The organism is Taibaiella lutea, from assembly GCF_008629695.1.
Classification (GTDB): Bacteria; Bacteroidota; Bacteroidia; order Chitinophagales; family Chitinophagaceae; genus Taibaiella; species Taibaiella lutea.
The window spans coordinates 83,034-102,530 of sequence record NZ_VWSH01000002.1 but is presented as its reverse complement, the minus strand read 5'-3'; the positions used below and the strand labels follow the sequence as shown (position 1 = coordinate 102,530).

Below are 19,497 nucleotides of genomic sequence, written 5' to 3'. Positions count from 1 at the left end.
TATGTTAAGAGATTATAGAGAATTAGCTGGTGAACTGAAAAATAAATTCAGGTCCATTGATATTTGGCCAGAGCTTATATTCAATGATGAAGATAAACAACGATTGATGGAGGTTGATCAAGTCTCAAGTGTTGATTCTCATTCTTTACAAATGAAAATTGATAACAATCATTGCATTTTACCAAGTCAATATGTTCTATATGCAGTTTGTATTAAAGAATTAGCACTCGCTCTCAAAGACCACATGGATGTATTTGATTTATTCAAAATCAATAAAAGCCAAGAAGATATTGGCCGATTTTTGCTAAATGAAAATTTCGTTCTTTCTGATATTACTTCCGATAAGTACAGCGAATCAATTGCCCTAAAACCATTTAATACAAAAGACTATAGTTTAGATGCAAAATCCATTGTTAACGGCAGTGAAGGTTCTTATAAGATTCGAGGAACTTCAGATTTTTTCACTTCTATTCTTCTAAAGGTTATAAATATACCTGACGCAAGTTCTGCTATTGTTGGAAAATTCATTTTTAAACTAACTCAGAACAAAAGTCTATATAATTATTTGGAAAGACGATTTTTAGGTCAGTTACCATATATTACGAAGCACAAAGAGATTGGAAAATTTATCAGAGCAGTAATTTATTTTTTATTACAATATGACGAGAATAACCTTATTTTTAAATATATACGTCCAAATCAAGCACCAGGAAACTTATCTTTAGAGCTTGATGACATCAAACTTACTTCCATCTTTAGAACATCTCCGGTGCTTCTTAATCAATCTGATTTAAGTCAAGGTGGTATTGCAAGATCTTTTACGGAACCAATACTCTATAATAATCAAAATCAATTCCTTTACTTATCCAATCAATGGACAAATGGCACAGGAAGTCGTTTAGATTTACAATCATTTAAAAAACTACTTGAATTTGATTATCCTGAATTTTATATTGCAGAAGTAGGACAAGAATATTTCCTAAAGAGTGTGAATGGAAGATTTAGATCTGAAACCTTCAGCGATATTGATTCGAAAACAATTGCAGCTTCGATAACTAAATCCAATCTCCAATTATCAAATGATTTGATTCTTCGTTTTACAGGCGCATTACTTACCAAACCATTTGTAATACTTACAGGTCTTTCCGGCTCAGGTAAAACCAAGCTTGCACAAGCTTTTTCAAGCTGGATATGTGAAGATGATTCTCAATATTGCATTGTTCCTGTAGGAGCAGATTGGACGAACAGAGAACCATTACTTGGCTTTCCTAATGCTTTAATTCCTGATGAATACATAATGCCTCAAAATGGCGCATTGAAATTGATTATTGAATCAAAAAAAGAAGAGAATAAGAACAAACCTTATTTTCTGATTCTGGACGAAATGAATCTGAGCCATGTAGAAAGATATTTTGCTGATTTCTTAAGTGCCATGGAATCGAAATCCGATATTGAACTTCACAGTATTAAAGAAGAAAAGAACAAAATCCCTTCGAAAATTAATCTTCCTTCCAACCTGTTTATTATCGGAACAGTTAATATTGATGAAACAACCTACATGTTTAGTCCAAAGGTTTTAGATCGCGCAAGTGTTATTGAGTTCAGAGTATCAGAAGGCGAAATGAAGGCTTATCTTGATACTGCAACCGAAGTAAATATGGAGTCTATCAAGAATCAAGGAGCTGGAATGGGACAAGACTTTATAACGCTGGCAAGTGAAAAATCTCTAACACTACAAGCAGAAGATATAACGACTTTGAATAAGTCATTATTAGAATTCTTCTTAGAGCTTAAGAAAACGGGATCTGAATTTGGATATAGAAGCGCTTCGGAAATTTTAAGGTTTGCAGCCGTAGTTAAGAAATTGAATTCCGAGTGGACTATTGATATGATAACAGATGCTGCCATTATGCAAAAACTATTGCCCAAGGTACATGGTTCACGTAAAAAATTGGCACCTGTTTTAGAACAACTAGGATCGTTATGCTTAAAAGAGGGTCAAGCTATAAAGGACGTTTTTGATAAAAAGGAAACACCGAACCATGCGGAAATAGCCAAATACCCTACATCTTTAGAAAAGATTACAAGAATGTATCATAATCTTTTGGATAATGGATTTACAAGTTACGCAGAAGCATAAATGACATCTTCCACATTTGAAATATTGCTGAATAATAAATCTTCCATAAAAATCACTTTATGGGGAGAGCAGTCCGATGAAAATTCAATTCTAAAAATAGACGCGGCGGAAGCATTCGAAAACGGGGAAGCTGAAATTCAGATTAAAGAAGGATTGAGTTATGAATATCAACTCGAATCCGGCTATTCATTCGATAGTCACGAACTAATAAAAACTTCAAGATCTAATTCAAACTCAGGAAGAATAGTTCCAAACATTTATGTAGGAACCATCTCTTTCGACATTTTGAATGAGGAACGACAAAAATGTGGTGTATTAAAGCTTGAAGTAAGATCGGTGAAAACCGATTACAGAGGTGATTACAGGATGATGTTGGAAGATATTACAGAAAAATGCACCGACCTTATTCTGCAACACTCCTCGCCTGTTACACAATTACTTGAAACAGATTTTGAACAGGATCCTTCAACATTATATCAGCGCTTTGCCTTTATTAAATCCGTTTTGGATTCCGAAGAGTTCAAAGATGCGATTCATAAAATTGTGATTAATCCTGTTACGAAATGGATGACAGTAGAAGCGGAAAGAGATATTAGAAATCTGAAAAGATTTGACAGCAATGTTATGCGGCAAATCTCCGGCTCCTCAAATAGAATCAATATACCTGAATTTCATACCCTAAATCAAAAAGGAATTCTAAGAACTCTTCCGCAAAAAATTAATAGTTATAGTAAAAAGGAATCTATAGACACACCTGAAAATAAATTTGTAAAGTATGCCTTAGAGAGTTTTTTGGACTTAGTAGGCAAAATAAAGATAATTGTTGATACCAAAACAAGATTACACAGCGAAGCTGCGATATTAGAAGATCAGTTAGAACAATTTTTAAATCATTCAGTATTCAAGGAAGTATCAAGGCTGAATACATTACCTCTTAATAGTCCTGTGCTTCAACGGAAGGAAGGCTATAGAGAAGTATTTCGGGCTTGGCTTATGTTTGAACTGGCAGCTAAATTAGTTTGGCATGGCGGAGATGATGTATATTCTGCTGGTAAGCGCGATGTGGCAAAGCTCTATGAATATTGGTTATTCTTTAAGCTGTTAGATATCGTCAACGAAATATTTAATATAAAGCCTAAAGGATTGGATCAACTAATAACACCGATCAATAAAAACGTAATTGGCGGAACTTTGGGCCTGAATTTAAAAGGAGGAAAGCGCATAGCGATTGAAGGAACATATAAAAATGAAATAAGGAACCTAAAAATTGAATTTAGCTTTAACAGGTCCTTTTCAGGTAAAAAGGAATATCCGTCCGGCGGTAGCTGGACAAAAGACATGCGACCTGATTATACATTATCCATATGGCCGGAAGCAATTTCTCAGGAAGAAGCTGAAAGAGAAGAACTGATTGTGCATATTCACTTCGATGCAAAATATAAAGTCGAAAATTTAAAAGAACTCTTTGGTGATGATCCGGAAAATGATGCGAATGAAGAAAATATTCAAAATTCTTTGAACAAAGAAAAGGAAGAGGAAGCAAAAGGAAATTTCAAAAGGGTAGACTTATTGAAAATGCACGCTTATAAGGATGCTATAAGAAGAACAGGTGGAGTTTACGTTTTATATCCCGGAAAGAGTAATGAACCTTATTCGAAGAAAGGATTTCATGAAATTTTACCTGGTTTAGGTGCTTTTGCGATTCGTCCGGATAAAGCAAATGATGGCTCTCTGGAAGTCAAGCAGTTTTTAAATGAAGTTGTCAGGCATTTTTTGAATAGAGCATCGCAAAGAGAAAAAGCAGCTTACCGGACTTATGATATCCATAAAGATAGTTTAAGTGATGAAGTTCATGAACCCATTCCGGAAGCTTATGGCAACAATCGATCATTGATGCCTGATGAAACGTTTGTGTTAGTGGCATTTTACAAAAGTGAAGAACAATTAAAATGGATTGAAGAAAATGGATTGTATAATTTGAGAACCGGATCAAATAGAGGATCATTAAATTTAGACTGCGGTGTAACCAGTGTCAGATATCTTTTGCTTCACGGGAATAATGAAACAAAAACTGCTCGCTTAATAAAGCTAAATGATAAGGGGCCACGAATTTTTTCAAAACAAGACATGGTACTTAAAAACTATCCCAATCCTCGCGGAGAGTTCTACTTAGTTTATAAAATAGAAAATGAAGTTGAAGAAGAATTTAAAGATAAAATATGGGATATAACAAAGCTTAAGAATTATCAAACAGGAAGAGGGTCTGGAATGCCTTTTTCTGTTACATTGTCACAATTGATGAAAGCGATAGTTAAAGATTGAGCCACAAAACATCTAATTACCGAAACATGGAGAGAATGGTAAAATATGCAACCAACGCAGTACACAAAGCCATACTAATACACACCAATTCCCTCTCCTCTTACCCATTTTCAAGCCTCCTAAAAACAGCTGCAAACTTCTCATTCCCACGTTCAAACCACTCCGTTCTCAAAGCGAAGCACTGTAGTGCCTAATAATCAGCCATTTACAAACGCGCAACCCTCCTGAAATTTCCGGCGAGCCACTCTTACATCTTTGCGAAGGCCTCTTACATGCGTGCGAAGGCCTCATGCATATAATCGGTTTTAATATAATCAGAAGAAATTGCCGCTGACGCTCAGGAAATGACCTCATACACAAAAGAAATGACCGCTGACGTAGAAGAAATGAACAGCGACACAAATGCGAAGACCTCTTGCAGCGAAGAAATAGCCGCTGCAAGGGTGCGGACACCGCTTACTGAGAAGAAATAAGGTCTGACACAAAATCTATAACCACTGTCGCTGCTGCAAACACCTCATGCGCAAATGCGAACACCTCTGAGCGCGCGGAAATTTTTATTATATTTTTTTCAAACGCCATAATAATATATTAAAACATGCGTTTTAGAAGAATAAATTATCATCGCCGCGACAATATGATAAAATGAAGATTAAGCCAAACGAACTGCATTAGGAAAAGATGAAAAATGTATTGGTTAATTTAAAAAATCTTTCAGAAGATGACTAAAAAACAAGAGGACCAGCTAACAATGTGGTCCGCAACAGAAGCAGTGCTATTGAAGCACGAAGGTCTATGGCAAAGTATTCCCGCATTTGCAGATGCGGCGGCACAATTCCGGAGAATCAGGATAGAAGTAAACCCTGAAGCGAATACGCAGCACCAGGACAATACCGGCATTACCTATGCCAAGACTGTAGAACGGAGCAATCTTACAGAGCTATGCAAGCAAATGGCGCTCAACATCAAATCGTATGCCATAAATATTAAAGATTTTGGCCTCGAAAAACAATTTGAATTTACGCCGTCTTATTTTGATAAGCTGAGGGATAATGCGATACCCGTTGTGGCAGACGCTATATACGACAAAGCAACTGCGCTTTTAGAGGTATTGGGCGATTATGGTGTAGGCAATAACGAAATGGAGGAACTACAGGCATCTATAATAAATTACAAAAGCATGAATCCTGCGCCCAGATTGGTAAAGGGCGAAGTAAAGCAAGCCACCGTCAACCTTTCTGAAAAGATACAGGAAGGCACGGCGCAGCTTAAACAGATGGATAACCTGGCAGGCAACTTCAATAAGAGATCGCCCGAATTTGTAAGCGCATTCAGGAACGCCCGCATCGTTATCAACACAAGCAGCAGCAGGAAGCCCAAAAATGATGGCACATCCGGCACTGCAAAATAGAAACGATGCATGATGCGCATTCCGTGGGCTTAAGCTAACGAAAGGCTTTTGCCTACAGACAACATCATCCGGTATAAAATACCGCAAGCCCTGCAAGGGCGACATACAAAGAGACAGGGTGCAAACCCTGTCTCTCTTACAACAAGGCAGGGCACAAACCCTGCCTTTCTTTTGTCCGTCTTTTAAAATCCATACAGTAAATACCCAAGCCCTGAAAGGGTGACATAAAACAGGACAGGGTGCTAACCCTGTCTGCTCTCCAACAAAAACAGGATAAAGTGCTAACCCTGTCTTTTCTCCACAGCACACAAAGCCGCTCCTTTTGCGCGACCGCACAAACGCTGTCTGTCTTTCGGATATTAACTGTAACGGAAATTTAAGATCCATTAAACTACATCCGCACTTTTTTGTTATCCTCTAAAATATTCATATGGAAAAGCGCGTATTAGGCATCGTATTATCCTTACTGGGCGTAATAGGCCTTATTATGGCCGGCGTCAGGTTCCTGCACGGAGGCGGTGGCAATTATAATGTAAAAGAAATTGTACTCTACGGATTATTGGGAGCTATATTCTTCTTTGCCGGCATAGGCCTTATCAGAAGCACGAAAGACAGGCCGACATAAGGTTCATTACTTTCATAATAAACAGCAAATCCTTCATACACCGGGTTTGCTGTTTTGGCATGTACATCAACCCTTCCTGCATTTCCGCTTAAAGGCATGTTTGTTCTTACCATTGCCCTCCTGCTTTTGCGGAGCGCTTATTAACCTGTTCTTTCTGGCCTTACTGTATTTTCTGCATTTCTGTCCCATACTGTTATAACTGTAAAAGTATAAACAAGCTTCGTCTTAAAAAGTTATGGGGAAATAAAAGATGGGCATAGCGCTATCAGTGCATTATAGAAAATAAAAACAGCCCGGTAAATTGCCGGACTGTTTTTTGTATTAATGGGGGGGAGGGGCTTCTATTGTTTAATAAACTGAACGCTTTGGCTTTCTCCTTCGTTAAACAAGGTCAACGAATAAGTGCCCGATGAAAGACCGGATAAATCTACCGGATATTCATCTCTATTAATGATACCGCTGCCTACTACCTGACCCAGAATATTTACAATCCTGTAATCAGCTTTTGTAATCCCTCTAACTGTCAGCCTGTAGGTTGCAGGATTAGGATAAACAGAGAACTCTTTGCCATTCATGATATTGGCAATGCCTGTAGGTGGCGCAGGTCTGTAAACACTGATGCCGGGTTTCAGTTTAAAGAAGATTTTATTGGCTTCATTCCACCAGCCCGTGAAAAGATCATTGCCCGAATTGCTGCAGCTGGTTATTGCAATCGGAACTTTGCTCCATACAAATCCCCAGGGTATTGCATTGGCTTTATAATAATCAGGGAAGCTTGTGCTGATGGCGCCAGTAGAAGCGTCAATCGCCTGAGTCATGAAACCCACCTTTTGGTTGTACCATCCGATGTTATAATTTTTATTGCAGATGTTGCCGCTCGGTTTGCCCGAACCTGCACAAACAGATACACACAGGTTTTCCTCGGTTGAAAACGCAGGTGAAGAACAGTTGAACCCGCCCATCATATTCGGATTATATTCCCATATTTCATTCTTGAAAGTAATGGGGTTCGAAATGATAGAACCGATAACCCATTGCACAATACCCGAACCTATAGCATTATAGCCCATCGATTCTATTCTTGGCAATAACGGTCCCGAACTTACCCCTCCTGCATAAAGCGTGGTAATAGGTGTTGCTCCTATAGGAGGTGCGACAGCAGGCAGTACATTCAGGAATATCTGCTTTTGTTCCAGGTTGCTGCCGTTGGCTATAGCAAAATAAGCATATTGTTTGCCGCTGGCAGGATCGAACACCGCCGAAACATCACCGCCATAAGGACAGAATTCACCGCTTGTAATAGGATAAGGCGGAGAAAAAGAGGTAGGGGCCATAATATCTCCGTTTCTTTCAAAAACATCCAGGGCGGGGCTGTTTTTTTGTGCGTAAGAGATAACAAACTTGTGCATAGAAGGATAACCACCTATCATGGTACCGAAATCGGTGAACATATCTATATGCGGAAAGCGTGCCGTATCCGTAGAAACGACCTGCGAGCTTATATGCTTAAGCGTAAGTGTACCGCTTCCTGTGCCAAGCACAAGATAAGTGTCGAAGGTTGCCCTGAAGGCGCTGTTCAGGTAAACAACACCCAGACGGTATTGGCTCGGGTTGCTCATATCGCTGGCCAGCACGATATCGGGCTGCGATTCTGAAACAGTAGGGAGAAAAGCCGTTGCAACAGCTCCGGTATAATCTCTTGCCTGAATGGTAACGCCGGATGTAGGTCCGTAAAGGTCCCAGCACATAGCCTCCAGTTGTTTGGCGGGATGTACTTCCAGCATATCGACATTAAGCGTATAGATCTGTGTGGGCGTTGTGGCATACAATGCTTCGGTATAAGTAGGCGCAACAATGGACTGGGCGTTTGATGTCGCTGCGCCAATCAGCAGGAAACAGAAAGAAAGTATAGCAAAGGCTATACGGTTTAGTGGTTTAAACGGTAGCATCAATGTGTGTTTCATAAGGGTGTTGTTTTATAATTGTTAGGAAATAATGAAAACGTTGGTAAATCATGCCGTCTGCACAAGCATATTAAAACTGCCTTAAAACCCTGATACCAAAAGCTGTACCAAAACCTATACTGTAATCCGTGTGCCTGATGAAGAGAAATGCTTAATATAATGCCACAACAAAAAGAAAGAAATAACTTGAATTATATATCAATATTTAAACATTCAAATAGATTATAAAAGTAGACAAGCATTTCAAGTATTCATAGCATTTCAAAACGTCTATTTTTCTATTTAGAAAATAAACTAAATTGTATTATTTGTAATGGATTAATATTGTTTTGATAGAATGAAATTCTGCTGCCGACTACATGAAATGGCATTGTGAAGGTTTTAACTAATTAATCCACAAAAACTTATAACACTGTTAAAGGATTAGTAACAGAACCATACTGTTTGCTGATCTTTTAAAAAGAAAGGGATGAATAAGGAGGAAAGAATTTTACAAAAGCAATTCTCATTATCTACGGATTATAAAAGATTAATAGAAAGGCGCACTAAATCATATTGAATTGTTAACGGCACTTTTTCATTAAACTAAACAGTTTTGTTACTGTCATATTCTGCTTTATTAACAAAAAATTTTGATGTTAATATTTCCATGATGTTAAGTTTTTTCGATTTTATGATTACCATGCATTAGTCTTTTTTGCAATCCTTGATGCCCGTACTGTAATTAGTAACCATGATCTTCACTGTTGGTAAACTGCACGAAAATGTACTCCTTTCTACATACAGGTTAAAGGAGATGGATTACGCTGTAATTTAAAAGACATGCACTTCATAGATTAATGGCCAATGTTAATCTGTGATTTTAATATCGAAAAACAGGGAGAAGCCGAAAACCTATTCAGAGTAGGCAAAACCAAACATCTATGATATCAACAATACCAAACCTTCGGGCAAGGCTATGTCTTGCCTTTGTGTGCGTATTTTTCGGGGCATTCATTACAAATGCTCAGACAACGCAAACCTTTAACAATAACAATACTTTTACGGTTCCTCCTAATATCACGTCCATCACAGTTGAGTGCTGGGGCGGTGGCGGTGGTGGTGGTGGCACCAATTCCAATAATACAGCTGCCGGCGGTGGCGGTGGCGGTTCTTATGCAAGCAGCGTATTAAGTGTTACACCCGGACAAACATACACAGTTACTATAGGTGCCGCGGGAGCCTCAGGAGCTGCAACTAGTGGCGCAGGCGGCGCAGGTGGCACAACATGGTTTGGTACTGCAACAACAATAGCCGCACCCGGTGGTACAGGCGGTACAGGTGGTGCATTAGGTGCAGGTGGCGCAGGCGGTACCGGCGGAATCGGCACTATCATTTTTAATGGCGGCAGTGGTGCTGCAGGCGTTTCCAATGCCTCAGGCGGCGGCGGCGGCAGTGCGGGCTCCACTATGAACGGCGGAGATGCAAGCGGCAACACCGGTGGTGCAGCAGGTACTGTGGGCGGAGCAGCAGGAGCTAACGGCAAAACAGCCCAGGGTAACGGAACAGCAGGTACAGCGCCCGGCAGCGGCGGTTCGGGAGGCTACAGAAGCACAAGTGGCAACCGTACCGGAGGCGCAGGCGCAAAAGGAAGAGTAAAAGTAACTTACACATTCCCTGCCTGCAACGGCGTGCCGGATCATGTTACTATTTCCGGACCAGGCGGCGTTTGCCCCGGTGTCAGCTTTACACTTAACGCTACCATACCACCTTTAGGATTTGCAGGCATTACATACGACTGGCAAAGCAACGATGGCAGCGGATGGCAAAGTCTAGGCACCTCAACTGCAAGCCTTACTGTTAGCAGCGGTATCAGCATTCCTACAAGCTATCGCTTTGTAAGCAGCTGTACCAACACAAATCAGGCAGATACTTCCAATGTGGCAGCAGTTGCAATCAACCCGCCGAATCAATGCTATTGCAGTTCTTTATTTGAATTTGCATCAGACGGGTTTGAATATATTACCAACGTAACTTATGCCGGTATTAATAACACAACAGGCATAACAGCAAGTGGGGATGTAGCTGACTATACAGCGCAGGTAGGTAATGTAATTCCCGGCCTGTCGAATACAATATCCATTTCCATTGGCGGCACAGACTTTGACGACGACAATGTATATGTATATATTGACTGGAATCAAAACGGTATTTTAGGTGAATCCGGCGAACAATATACTGTGGCTACAGCTGTAAATACAGATGGTCCGGTCACCTCAACTATAACGCCACCGTTAGATGCTGTACCCGGCAACACACGCATGAGGGTGCAGGTGATTGCTTTTGAAGCTGATCCGGATCCTTGCGTTGATGACTTTTATGGTGAATCTGAAGATTATACTCTGAATGTAGCAACGCTTACTACATGTTCAGGCCAACCTGCTCCTGTTACCATAAGCGGCATTTCAACTATCTGCCCTAACACAGGTTTTACATTATCGGCAGCAGGAATGACCGCAGGCACCGGCATTACTTACGACTGGCAGTCTAACGATGGTAGCGGCTGGGTATCTACCGGCGGCAATACAACTACTTATACTTCGGCAGGTATTGCAGCACCAACACAATTCAGATTTGTAACTACTTGTACAAATAGTGGCAATAAAGACAGCTCTAATGTATTATCGGTAGCCTTGAATCCGGCTCCATTTTGTTTATGTACTGTAACTACAGCAAGTGCTGCAGACGAATACATTTCAAATATCTCTGCCGGAACGTTTAGTAACACCACTTCAGCAAATTACTACACAAACTATACCGGCCTCAGCCCATTAGGTACGGCTACTGCAGGTGCTACATTCGACATTACTTTTACAGCTACCAACCACTATGCAGAAGACCAGTTATATATTTATATGGATCAGAACCAGGATGGTATATTAACCGCTGCAGACATGATTGGCAGCTATACGGCATTTTCGGGTACAGGTAGCGGTTCCGAGACACATACCGTGTCTTGCGCAATACCTTCAACTGCTCTCGCAGGACTTACTTCCGTAAGAATAATGATGGGAGATGCAACCAATGGCGACACGTATGGTCCTTTGACCGCTGAACCATGTGCAAATTTCAATTATGGCGAGATAGAAGATTATAAGATAAATGTCTTTGTACCTACTTGCTTCCCTCCTTCAAACCTTGGAGCAACCAATATTACCACCTCATCTGCAGATTTAACATGGGATGCACCTTCAAGCGGAGTACCGTTGGGATATGAATATGTTGTAGACTTATCTGCAAACGATCCGGCAGGTGCAGGAACACCTGTAAGCATTCCGGGAGGCAGCGTTTCCACATTAAGCGGTTCTTCAACTTATTATCTGCATGTACGCACAAACTGCGGTAGCGGCGACTTCTCTTCGTGGGTTACTACAAGTTTCCAGACACCATTGGGTAATGACCTTCCCGGCGGAGCCGTAACATTAGTAGTGGGTGCCGGTTGCACAGGCGCAACTTACAGTAACGTAGGCGCTTCCTTTAATACCGGAGAACCCATGATTAGCTGTAATGGTTCACAGACAACAGCATCTACTGTCTGGTTTAAATTCCAGGCTCCTGCAAGCGGAATTGTACGTGCTTCAACAGATGTTGCCGGTAATGGTCTTACCAATACCAGAATGGCATTGTTCACTACTTCCAATCCCGGCGATCCAAATGATTTGGCAGCATACTCCATTATATCCTGCGATGAAAATAATGGTACGGTAATAGGTAATGCAGCAACTTTATATGCTTCAGGCCTGATAAGCGGAAACACCTATTATGTAGCGGTAGATGGCAGCACCGGTAATACAGGTACTTTCTGCCTGACTATTGACGAGGTGACAAACAGCATGATTGCACCGACCGGCTCATGCACGCAGTCTCCTACCGGACAAAGACCCGCGCCTAACACCACCTACACAGGCTGGACATCTCTTACGGATAATAGCGGCAGATTAATTGCAAATGTGAGACGTAATACAGCAGGCACTACAGGTACCGGAACATTTGCTCCTTATCTGACGGTTAATACAGGTGCAGAGCGTCAGACAGGCGGCACTTATTATCTTGACCGTAACTTCCGTATTACTTATAACAACGCTGATGTTACAACATTTGATGTTCAGTTCTTCTTCCTGAATACCGAACTTTCAGCTTTACAGGGAGTTGATCCGAATGCAGCCCTGTCTAATCTGAATGTAACACGTCAGACCGGAGAAAGCGGATGCAATCAGGATGTAGTAGCAGGAGAAGGTACCTTCAGCTTGCTTTCACAAACAGCAAACGGCACTGCTCCTAATGGATTCAGCTGGATTCAGGTGACCACACCCGGCTTCTCTAATTTCTATATCAGTAACAGCATTACACCACTTTATATCAAAGTAAGCGAGATTTCAGCTACAAACGTGGGTAATAAAAACAGGATAGACTGGAATACGGCTACAGAAGCCAAAGGTGATTATTTCACAGTTGAAAGAAGCCTGGACGGCATACACTATAAAGAAATCGGAACCGTATCAGCCAAAGGAACAGCTTCCGAATATACTTACTGGGATGCGCTTCCGGCAAATGGCGTCAATTACTATCGTTTGAAACTTACAGATATTGCGGGTAACAATGGCTATACCAAAGTAGTGACTGCTGAAGTAAAAGGAAGCAGGAACTTCAATGTGGAAGCTTATCCGAATCCGGCAAGTAACCAGGTTTCTCTGAAAGTGTTCGGCGTTCAGGGTGAAAATCCGGGTATTATCGTCAGTGACCTGACAGGTAAAGTGATAAGTAATGCTCACTTTAATGGCGATGCTACAACAATCAATATGAGTGGACTCGCACAGGGAGTTTACCTGATTAAATATGTTGACAGCAATAATTCACAGACAATTAAAATAACGAAGCAATAAACAGCCCCCTCCCTTAAATTGAGAAGGCTGCCATTCATGGCAGCCTTTCTTTTTTCCGGATAAATAAATCAACCCGCCACTTGCTTATTTTTATTCATCAGAATAAGCCCATACCCGATTAATAAATTCTTCAGAATATTCATCGGATTCCTTACATAACACCACATGAATTTAATAAACTCTTTATTCGTTTCACGCAATTCATGCTCAAACAATAAAATGATAAAACTACCGGAGGCATAAATCAAAAAGGCTATACAAAAAATGAACAAGGGCGATTTTTCAATCATTAAATATTCGATTCCCTTCAAAACTTTATACAATCCAAATACTGCAAATAAAATGTAGAGACTATAAAAAATAGCCGCACCAATGTAGTTAGGCTGTAAAATTGAATGAACACAAGTATCAACAACAAAGTAAACAGCTACTAAACTTAATACAATCAAAATCTGCTTTCTGTATTTTTTCTCAAACACATATTGATAGAAGTAAGAAGACAACAATAAAAATTCAACCAAAAAAAATAAATTACTTGACCACAATCTCTCAATATGCAATATCTTCAAAACAAACGCATTAATATCAAATGCAAAACAAGCAAGAGCATAATACCAGATTATGCCCTTGTTTATTCTTCCTGTCCACAAAGCAAAAAGAGGAGACAGATTTGATAGATATAAAATAATATAAGCTGCTATCATGCTATCTTACTGAAACAATTATGGGTAATCATTACTTACATCATAAACTTCCCATTTCCCGCCTGAAAAATAAACTTTAAATGGAATCAGGTATTTCTTTGTTGTAGGGTCATAAATGGCTTTAAAGACTTCAACTGAATCAATAGGATTCTTAGCAATTTGCTGCCAAAGTGCGACTGAATAATGTGCAGTGTTGGGTAGTGTTGCATTTACTGTTGAAACAGTATCGATGCTATAAGAAATCGCGCTGCAAGTCAATTTGATATATTTTCTGCAATCGGCAGTTCTTAACAAATCGCCTATTCCTGCATTATACCTGAAAACAGCATGACCGTTTCCACCATAGCCTGTCAATCTTTCAAATGTAATGCTATCAATGGTATGACAGTCTTTTATTTTTTGCAAACATGTATCATTGCCGCAATAATTAGCAGTGTCAGAGCAATAGCTTCCTACACAAGTACTTAACCTCATAATCCGCTCCTTTACAAGACTAAAATCTGCTTTATTAAAGTCAGTTGAATCAAGTACATCTTTTTCATCTTTCTTGGTTTTATTTATATATTGAATATTTGCAGAAATTCCGGACATCTTTTCAACCACAGACCCTGTCGGTGGTTTTTCCTCCGTGTTATCCCTGCAGGAACCTGCAAAAAGTAAAGCCATGCCGAAGCATAAAGCATAAATAATTTTTTTCTTGTTCATTGTTTTGGTTTTTAAGTTAATAAATTGAATTCATCATAAACATAGTAAGTTCCTATTTATTTCCCTAATGCCTGTGTTAAGTATTTTTGAACAATTAATATGATTTGCCTTTATTACTAAGGCTTTGACAATTTCTGACCTTTAAAAATCAGTAAAACTCCCTTCCATTTTCCGTATTTGTACGCATGCAGATTTGCACCTTACAAGGTCTTTATTTAAGCAATTCATCTTTGAATATATCCATTAAAAAACGATGAGCTGTACTTATATACAACCCATCGTTTCCAATATGACATTTCGCTAAGAAATTTAATTCACCAGTTTCATTTCCTTCAATAACCAACCTGCCTTACCATATTTGTCAATAATAAACATGACGTAACGGATATCTACAGAAATATTGCGGCTGACACTTGGTTCATAATAAAGGTCACTCATCGTGCCTTGCCAGATACGATCGAAATTGATACCGATTAATTCACCTTTGGCATTCAATACCGGGCTGCCGGAATTACCGCCGCTTGTATGATTAGACGCGATAAAATTGACAGGCATCACACCATTCGCACCCCAACGGCCATAATCTTTTGCATTATACAAATCACGCAACCCTTGCGGCACATTAAACTCTTCTACCGCAGGGTTAAACCTTGGCATCAAATCATCCAGTGTTGTCTGATAAATATTACTGCCCGGAATTTCAACACGTTGCACCGGCCCGTAAGTAAGGCGCAAAGTCTGGTTCGCATCCGGATAAAAATCTTTACCCGTATTACCATATTCCATCTGGCGACGCAGGTACATTCTGTTCATAGGCGCCAATCGTTTATTCGTACTCATCAAAACAGGATCAATGCTTTTCTTGCTGAACTCATCCACCGCAGCATAAATCTGATATGCAGGATCATCCTTTATTTCAGTAGAATCATTCTTATTCGCATTGTCCAGAATACGGTTCATTGCATCCTTACTCAATGCAATACTATGGCTGAACACGTTATTTCCCCATGAAGTAAAATTATTACCTGAATTATAGAAAACACCTTGCATTTTTGGCGCTACCACCTGAGAACCTTGCTGCATATATAAAGGCATCAGTACTTCAAACACCTTATGATCCGTGGCGGCATCATAATTTTTATAAAAACCATTTACCGCAGTCTTCATTTTCTGAAGGCTGTCAGACAAAGCAATACCGGAAACATCAGACCTGTAAAGATTCATTACCTTCTGCAAATAAGCAGTTTGCTGAATCACCTCTACGCCCATAACCGTTTCCCTGGTATATTCAGAAGCAATAAGCGCATTGTCGCTTCCGCTGATGGTAGCCTGCATTTGCGGCAACAACATCGCATCTCCGGGCTGATCGCCATGTCCGATAGCCGTAAGCTGGAATTTCTTTTCGAATTGTTGTTTCTTGCCAACAACATCAAATGTATTAAGACCTAAAACCTCACCCTGCCATTTTTTATATCCGTTGCTGACAGAAGCCTGCTTCGCAGCGTATTTCAAAAATACATCAGGATTATTACGCATAGCTTCGTCCCATACAGCCAGCTTCTTTTGGCGCGCTTCAATTCTGATAGGATCAATAATGTACTGAACCTGATTCAATTGATAAGAACTTAAATACTCCTGTGTTTGCGCAGGAAATCCATACACCATTGTAAAATCACCTTCCTTTACGCCGGAAGTATTGATACTGAAAAACTTCTTTGGCTTATAAGGAACATTATTCACATCATAATCGGAAGGTTTGTTGTTCTTATTTGCATAAACCCTGAACACACAAAAATCGCCCGTCATACGCGGCCACATCCAGTTATCCGTATCCGCACCGAATTTACCGATACCATTAGGCGGATTTCCCACCAGACGGATATCCGTAAAAGTCTCCATTACCGAAGCCCAGTATTGCAAACCGTTATAATAAGGTTTTACATCAGCATCAAGCCCTTGTATATTTTTATAAGCCCTTTGCAACTCTGCAATACGTTGTTTGATTTGTTCATTTCGTTGTGCTTCAGGCATAGTGTCATTAATGCCCTTCAACACATATTCTGTTACATCATCTATCCTTGTTACAATCGAAACAGTCAATCCCGCGCAAGGCAACTCCGTACTTTTATCCTTCGCCCAGAAACCATTAATCAGGTAATTGGCCGCATCAGTGCTTAAAGCCTGTACAGCGCTGTAACCGCAGTGATGGTTTGTAAGCAGCAAGCCGCTTCCTGAAATTAATTCGCCCGTACAGCCTTTTCCAAACAATACTACAGCGCTGTTAAGCCCTGTGCCGTCTGTGTTGTACAATGCCTCGACCGGAATTTTCAAACCCAACTTCTGCATGTCCGATTCCTGTCTTTTGAATTGCGATGGCTGCCACATACCTTCTTTTGCTTGCATGGGAACGGCAGAAATAAGACTCATTGCCAATGCAAAAACAGCCTTGGGATGTAAATATTTCATCATGTATTCTATTATTTTGGAAATAAAAATAGTAATTGTTTGCAGAATTTTCCAATAATCTTATTACATTAGCCAATCTTTTTAAGATTTCGGTAGCTATGCCATCGAAATCTTGAAAAACCGTATTATATTGTTCCATTATTCTGATATCATAAACTCAAGTATGAGCAAAAGATTACTATTACTTGCTTCGTCGTTATTGTCTTTTTTCATTCCTGCGGGGAAAACGCATGCTCAAACAGATCCTAATTTATTCAAATTACCGGACACTGTTTGTAACGGCCATGAGATAGTACCGTTCAACATTATCCAGACTGCTCAAAATTATTTTTGGACATTTTGCCCACCGAATTTAGCTTCAACACCTAACGGTAATAATATCGGACCCGTTCAGTCGGTTTCAAATACGCGCGGCATTGTAATGGCGGAAGACGACAGCTTTTATTATTCTTTCCACATCAACGCGAGCGGCGGTCTGGCACGTATGAAATACGCCAACGGCCTTAACGGATTGCCTTCTATGATTACCGGCATTGGCGAAGGTGCTGTTAATCCGGGTGGTATTTATCTTGTTAATAATGGCGCATGGCATTTATTTGAAGTAGCAGGAACAGATAACACTAATTCAAAATTGATTCGTTACGATTTTGGTCCCAACGGATTGAAATCATTACCTACAGAAGTAAGTTTAGGTAATATAGACGGTGCCTTAAACGGCCCTCATGAATTGTATATGGTAAAAGAAGATTCCCTCTGGTACGGTTTTACATTTACAAAAAATGAAGAATTACTCCGCCTTGATTTCGGCACAAACCTTACAGGAACACCCACGCTTACCAATCTCGGAAACATTGACGGGCACTTCGATGACGTTACATCCATTACAGGTATTCAGGAATTGGATAACTGGCATTTATTTATCACCAACAGAGCAACCAATAGCGTAAACCGTATTTCTTTCGGTAACAACCTTACCAATGTGCCTTTCGTTGTTGATTTGGGTACTTTAGGCAACCGTATTAAAGAACCTGTGGGAATTGTTATCACAAAAGACTGCGATTCTTATTATGGTTTCGTATTGAACTTCGGGACAGCAAGCCTTGTAACATTAAACTGGGAAGCCCAATCAATTGCAAATACACCTACCGCCGATAACAAAGGCAATGTAGCAGGATTTACAACCATAGCCAATATGAGTAATATCGGCAGGGAAAACGGCGCTATGTATATGCTGGCGACCAACGAAGATAATTCCATCAGCAAAATCATTTATCCTTCCTGCACCAATGCAACACCTGCTTTTTCAGATTTGCGTTTGCCTCCTTCATTTGTAATTGACGAGCCGGGTACATACACTGTATTCCTTACAATCAACGAAGGTTTACCAACTGTGCAAACCGATTGCGAACAAGTATATGTTTACGCACACACGCCTTTGACAATAAGCAATGATACCTTAATCTGTCAGAGAGACACCATTCAACTATCGGCCCTTTCATTAGATGCCGACAGCTTCAAATGGACACCTGATTATTATATCGATACCACAATGGGTCAGTTCGTTCACGTAAATCCGAACCTGTCCGTACAATATACAGTAACAACTTATTACAACTATAACTGTATCGTTAAAACCCCGATTAATGTAACAGTAAGTAAAATAGCTGCCGATGCGGGTCCTGACAGAATCGTAGGAGATGGTTCTACAACTATTCTTGGCGGTCCCGGTACCTCTCTTGGCACACAATATTCTTACGAATGGTTACCGGATATCGGCTTTACCGAATCCCGTTTCATGCCGATAACCAAAGTGAGGCCTCCTTACGACATCACCTACTACCTGAACATTACAAACTCAGATGGTTGTAAAACAATCGATTCCGTACTCGTACAGGCACCTTGCGATGACATTCATCTGCCAAACGCATTCAAACCAAACGGTATAGACGGTTCAGGCAAATTTGGTTTATTGAATCAGGAACTTGTGAAAATCAACTATTTCAAAATCTATGACCGCTGGGGTAAAGAAGTTTTCTCTACAACAGATCCTCACGGCAAATGGAATGGCACCGTTGATGGTAAAGACGCGCCAATGGGCGTTTATATGTGGGAAGTGGATGCCAACTGTGCCAATACACAGGAACGTTACCGAAGGTCGGGGAACGTCACATTACTGCGATGATAATTATATTCATATTAAAAGCTGCTTCCTCCGAAGCAGCTTTTTTTGTGCAGATA

At 40.2% G+C, this 19,497-nt stretch carries 10 protein-coding genes; 6 read left to right on the top strand and 4 right to left on the bottom strand.

Annotation, left to right across the window (positions count from 1 at the left end; genetic code table 11):
- Nucleotide 1: 1 nt before the first annotated feature.
- From F0919_RS07785 to F0919_RS07770, 4 genes are all read left to right on the top strand, one after another.
- Nucleotides 2–2,140 carry an McrB family protein gene (locus F0919_RS07785; protein ID WP_150032193.1) on the top strand — a complete coding sequence of 713 codons (2,139 nt, stop codon included), beginning with the start codon at nt 2–4 and terminating at the stop codon, nt 2,138–2,140.
- On the top strand, nt 2,141–4,462 hold the full coding sequence (locus F0919_RS07780; RefSeq protein WP_150032192.1) for a DUF2357 domain-containing protein: 2,322 nt from the start codon (nt 2,141–2,143) through the stop codon (nt 4,460–4,462).
- 721 nt (nt 4,463–5,183) lie between these two features.
- Nucleotides 5,184–5,873 carry a hypothetical protein gene (locus tag F0919_RS07775; protein ID WP_150032191.1) on the top strand — a complete coding sequence of 230 codons (690 nt, stop codon included), beginning with the start codon at nt 5,184–5,186 and terminating at the stop codon, nt 5,871–5,873.
- Between the two features lie 430 nt (nt 5,874–6,303).
- Nucleotides 6,304–6,498: a hypothetical protein gene (locus F0919_RS07770; RefSeq protein ID WP_150032190.1), complete on the top strand. Its 195-nt coding sequence runs from the start codon at nt 6,304–6,306 to the stop codon at nt 6,496–6,498.
- Nucleotides 6,499–6,839: 341 nt separating this feature from the next.
- Here F0919_RS07770 and F0919_RS07765 read toward each other — a convergent pair whose 3' ends face one another.
- The gene (locus tag F0919_RS07765) at nt 6,840–8,462 is read right to left on the bottom strand and encodes a T9SS type A sorting domain-containing protein (protein ID WP_150032189.1); all 1,623 of its coding nucleotides are present in this window, start codon (nt 8,460–8,462) and stop codon (nt 6,840–6,842) included.
- Between the two features lie 923 nt (nt 8,463–9,385).
- Between F0919_RS07765 and F0919_RS07760 the strand changes: the two genes are divergently transcribed.
- A complete protein-coding gene (locus tag F0919_RS07760) occupies nt 9,386–13,384 on the top strand; it encodes a GEVED domain-containing protein (protein WP_150032188.1) in 3,999 nt (1,332 codons plus the stop codon).
- Between the two features lie 68 nt (nt 13,385–13,452).
- On the opposite strand, the gene F0919_RS07755 is transcribed toward F0919_RS07760, so the two are convergent.
- The 3 genes from F0919_RS07755 to F0919_RS07745 all read right to left on the bottom strand — a co-directional run bounded on the left by F0919_RS07755 (nt 13,453) and on the right by F0919_RS07745 (nt 17,262).
- Nucleotides 13,453–13,905 carry a hypothetical protein gene (locus tag F0919_RS07755; protein WP_150032187.1) on the bottom strand — a complete coding sequence of 151 codons (453 nt, stop codon included), beginning with the start codon at nt 13,903–13,905 and terminating at the stop codon, nt 13,453–13,455.
- A gap of 201 nt (nt 13,906–14,106) precedes the next feature.
- The gene (locus tag F0919_RS07750) at nt 14,107–14,793 is read right to left on the bottom strand and encodes a hypothetical protein (RefSeq protein ID WP_150032186.1); all 687 of its coding nucleotides are present in this window, start codon (nt 14,791–14,793) and stop codon (nt 14,107–14,109) included.
- A gap of 309 nt (nt 14,794–15,102) precedes the next feature.
- A complete protein-coding gene (locus F0919_RS07745) occupies nt 15,103–17,262 on the bottom strand; it encodes a S46 family peptidase (protein WP_150032185.1) in 2,160 nt (719 codons plus the stop codon).
- A gap of 160 nt (nt 17,263–17,422) precedes the next feature.
- Here F0919_RS07745 and F0919_RS07740 point away from each other — a divergent pair, with 160 nt between their 5' ends.
- Nucleotides 17,423–19,441 carry a T9SS type B sorting domain-containing protein gene (locus F0919_RS07740; protein WP_150032184.1) on the top strand — a complete coding sequence of 673 codons (2,019 nt, stop codon included), beginning with the start codon at nt 17,423–17,425 and terminating at the stop codon, nt 19,439–19,441.
- Nucleotides 19,442–19,497 lie beyond the last annotated feature (56 nt).

Excerpts from the sequence above, each read along its gene's own strand:
- F0919_RS07775 (WP_150032191.1), top strand. The coding sequence starts at position 5,184 with ATGACTAAAAAACAAGAGGACCAGCTAACAATGTGGTCCGCAACAGAA.
- F0919_RS07785 (WP_150032193.1), top strand. The coding sequence starts at position 2 with ATGTTAAGAGATTATAGAGAATTAGCTGGTGAACTGAAAAATAAATTC.
- F0919_RS07740 (WP_150032184.1), top strand. The coding sequence starts at position 17,423 with ATGAGCAAAAGATTACTATTACTTGCTTCGTCGTTATTGTCTTTTTTC.
- F0919_RS07745 (WP_150032185.1), bottom strand. The coding sequence starts at position 17,262 with ATGATGAAATATTTACATCCCAAGGCTGTTTTTGCATTGGCAATGAGT.
- F0919_RS07770 (WP_150032190.1), top strand. The coding sequence starts at position 6,304 with ATGGAAAAGCGCGTATTAGGCATCGTATTATCCTTACTGGGCGTAATA.
- F0919_RS07780 (WP_150032192.1), top strand. The coding sequence starts at position 2,141 with ATGACATCTTCCACATTTGAAATATTGCTGAATAATAAATCTTCCATA.
- F0919_RS07750 (WP_150032186.1), bottom strand. The coding sequence starts at position 14,793 with ATGAACAAGAAAAAAATTATTTATGCTTTATGCTTCGGCATGGCTTTA.
- F0919_RS07760 (WP_150032188.1), top strand. The coding sequence starts at position 9,386 with ATGATATCAACAATACCAAACCTTCGGGCAAGGCTATGTCTTGCCTTT.
- F0919_RS07765 (WP_150032189.1), bottom strand. The coding sequence starts at position 8,462 with ATGAAACACACATTGATGCTACCGTTTAAACCACTAAACCGTATAGCC.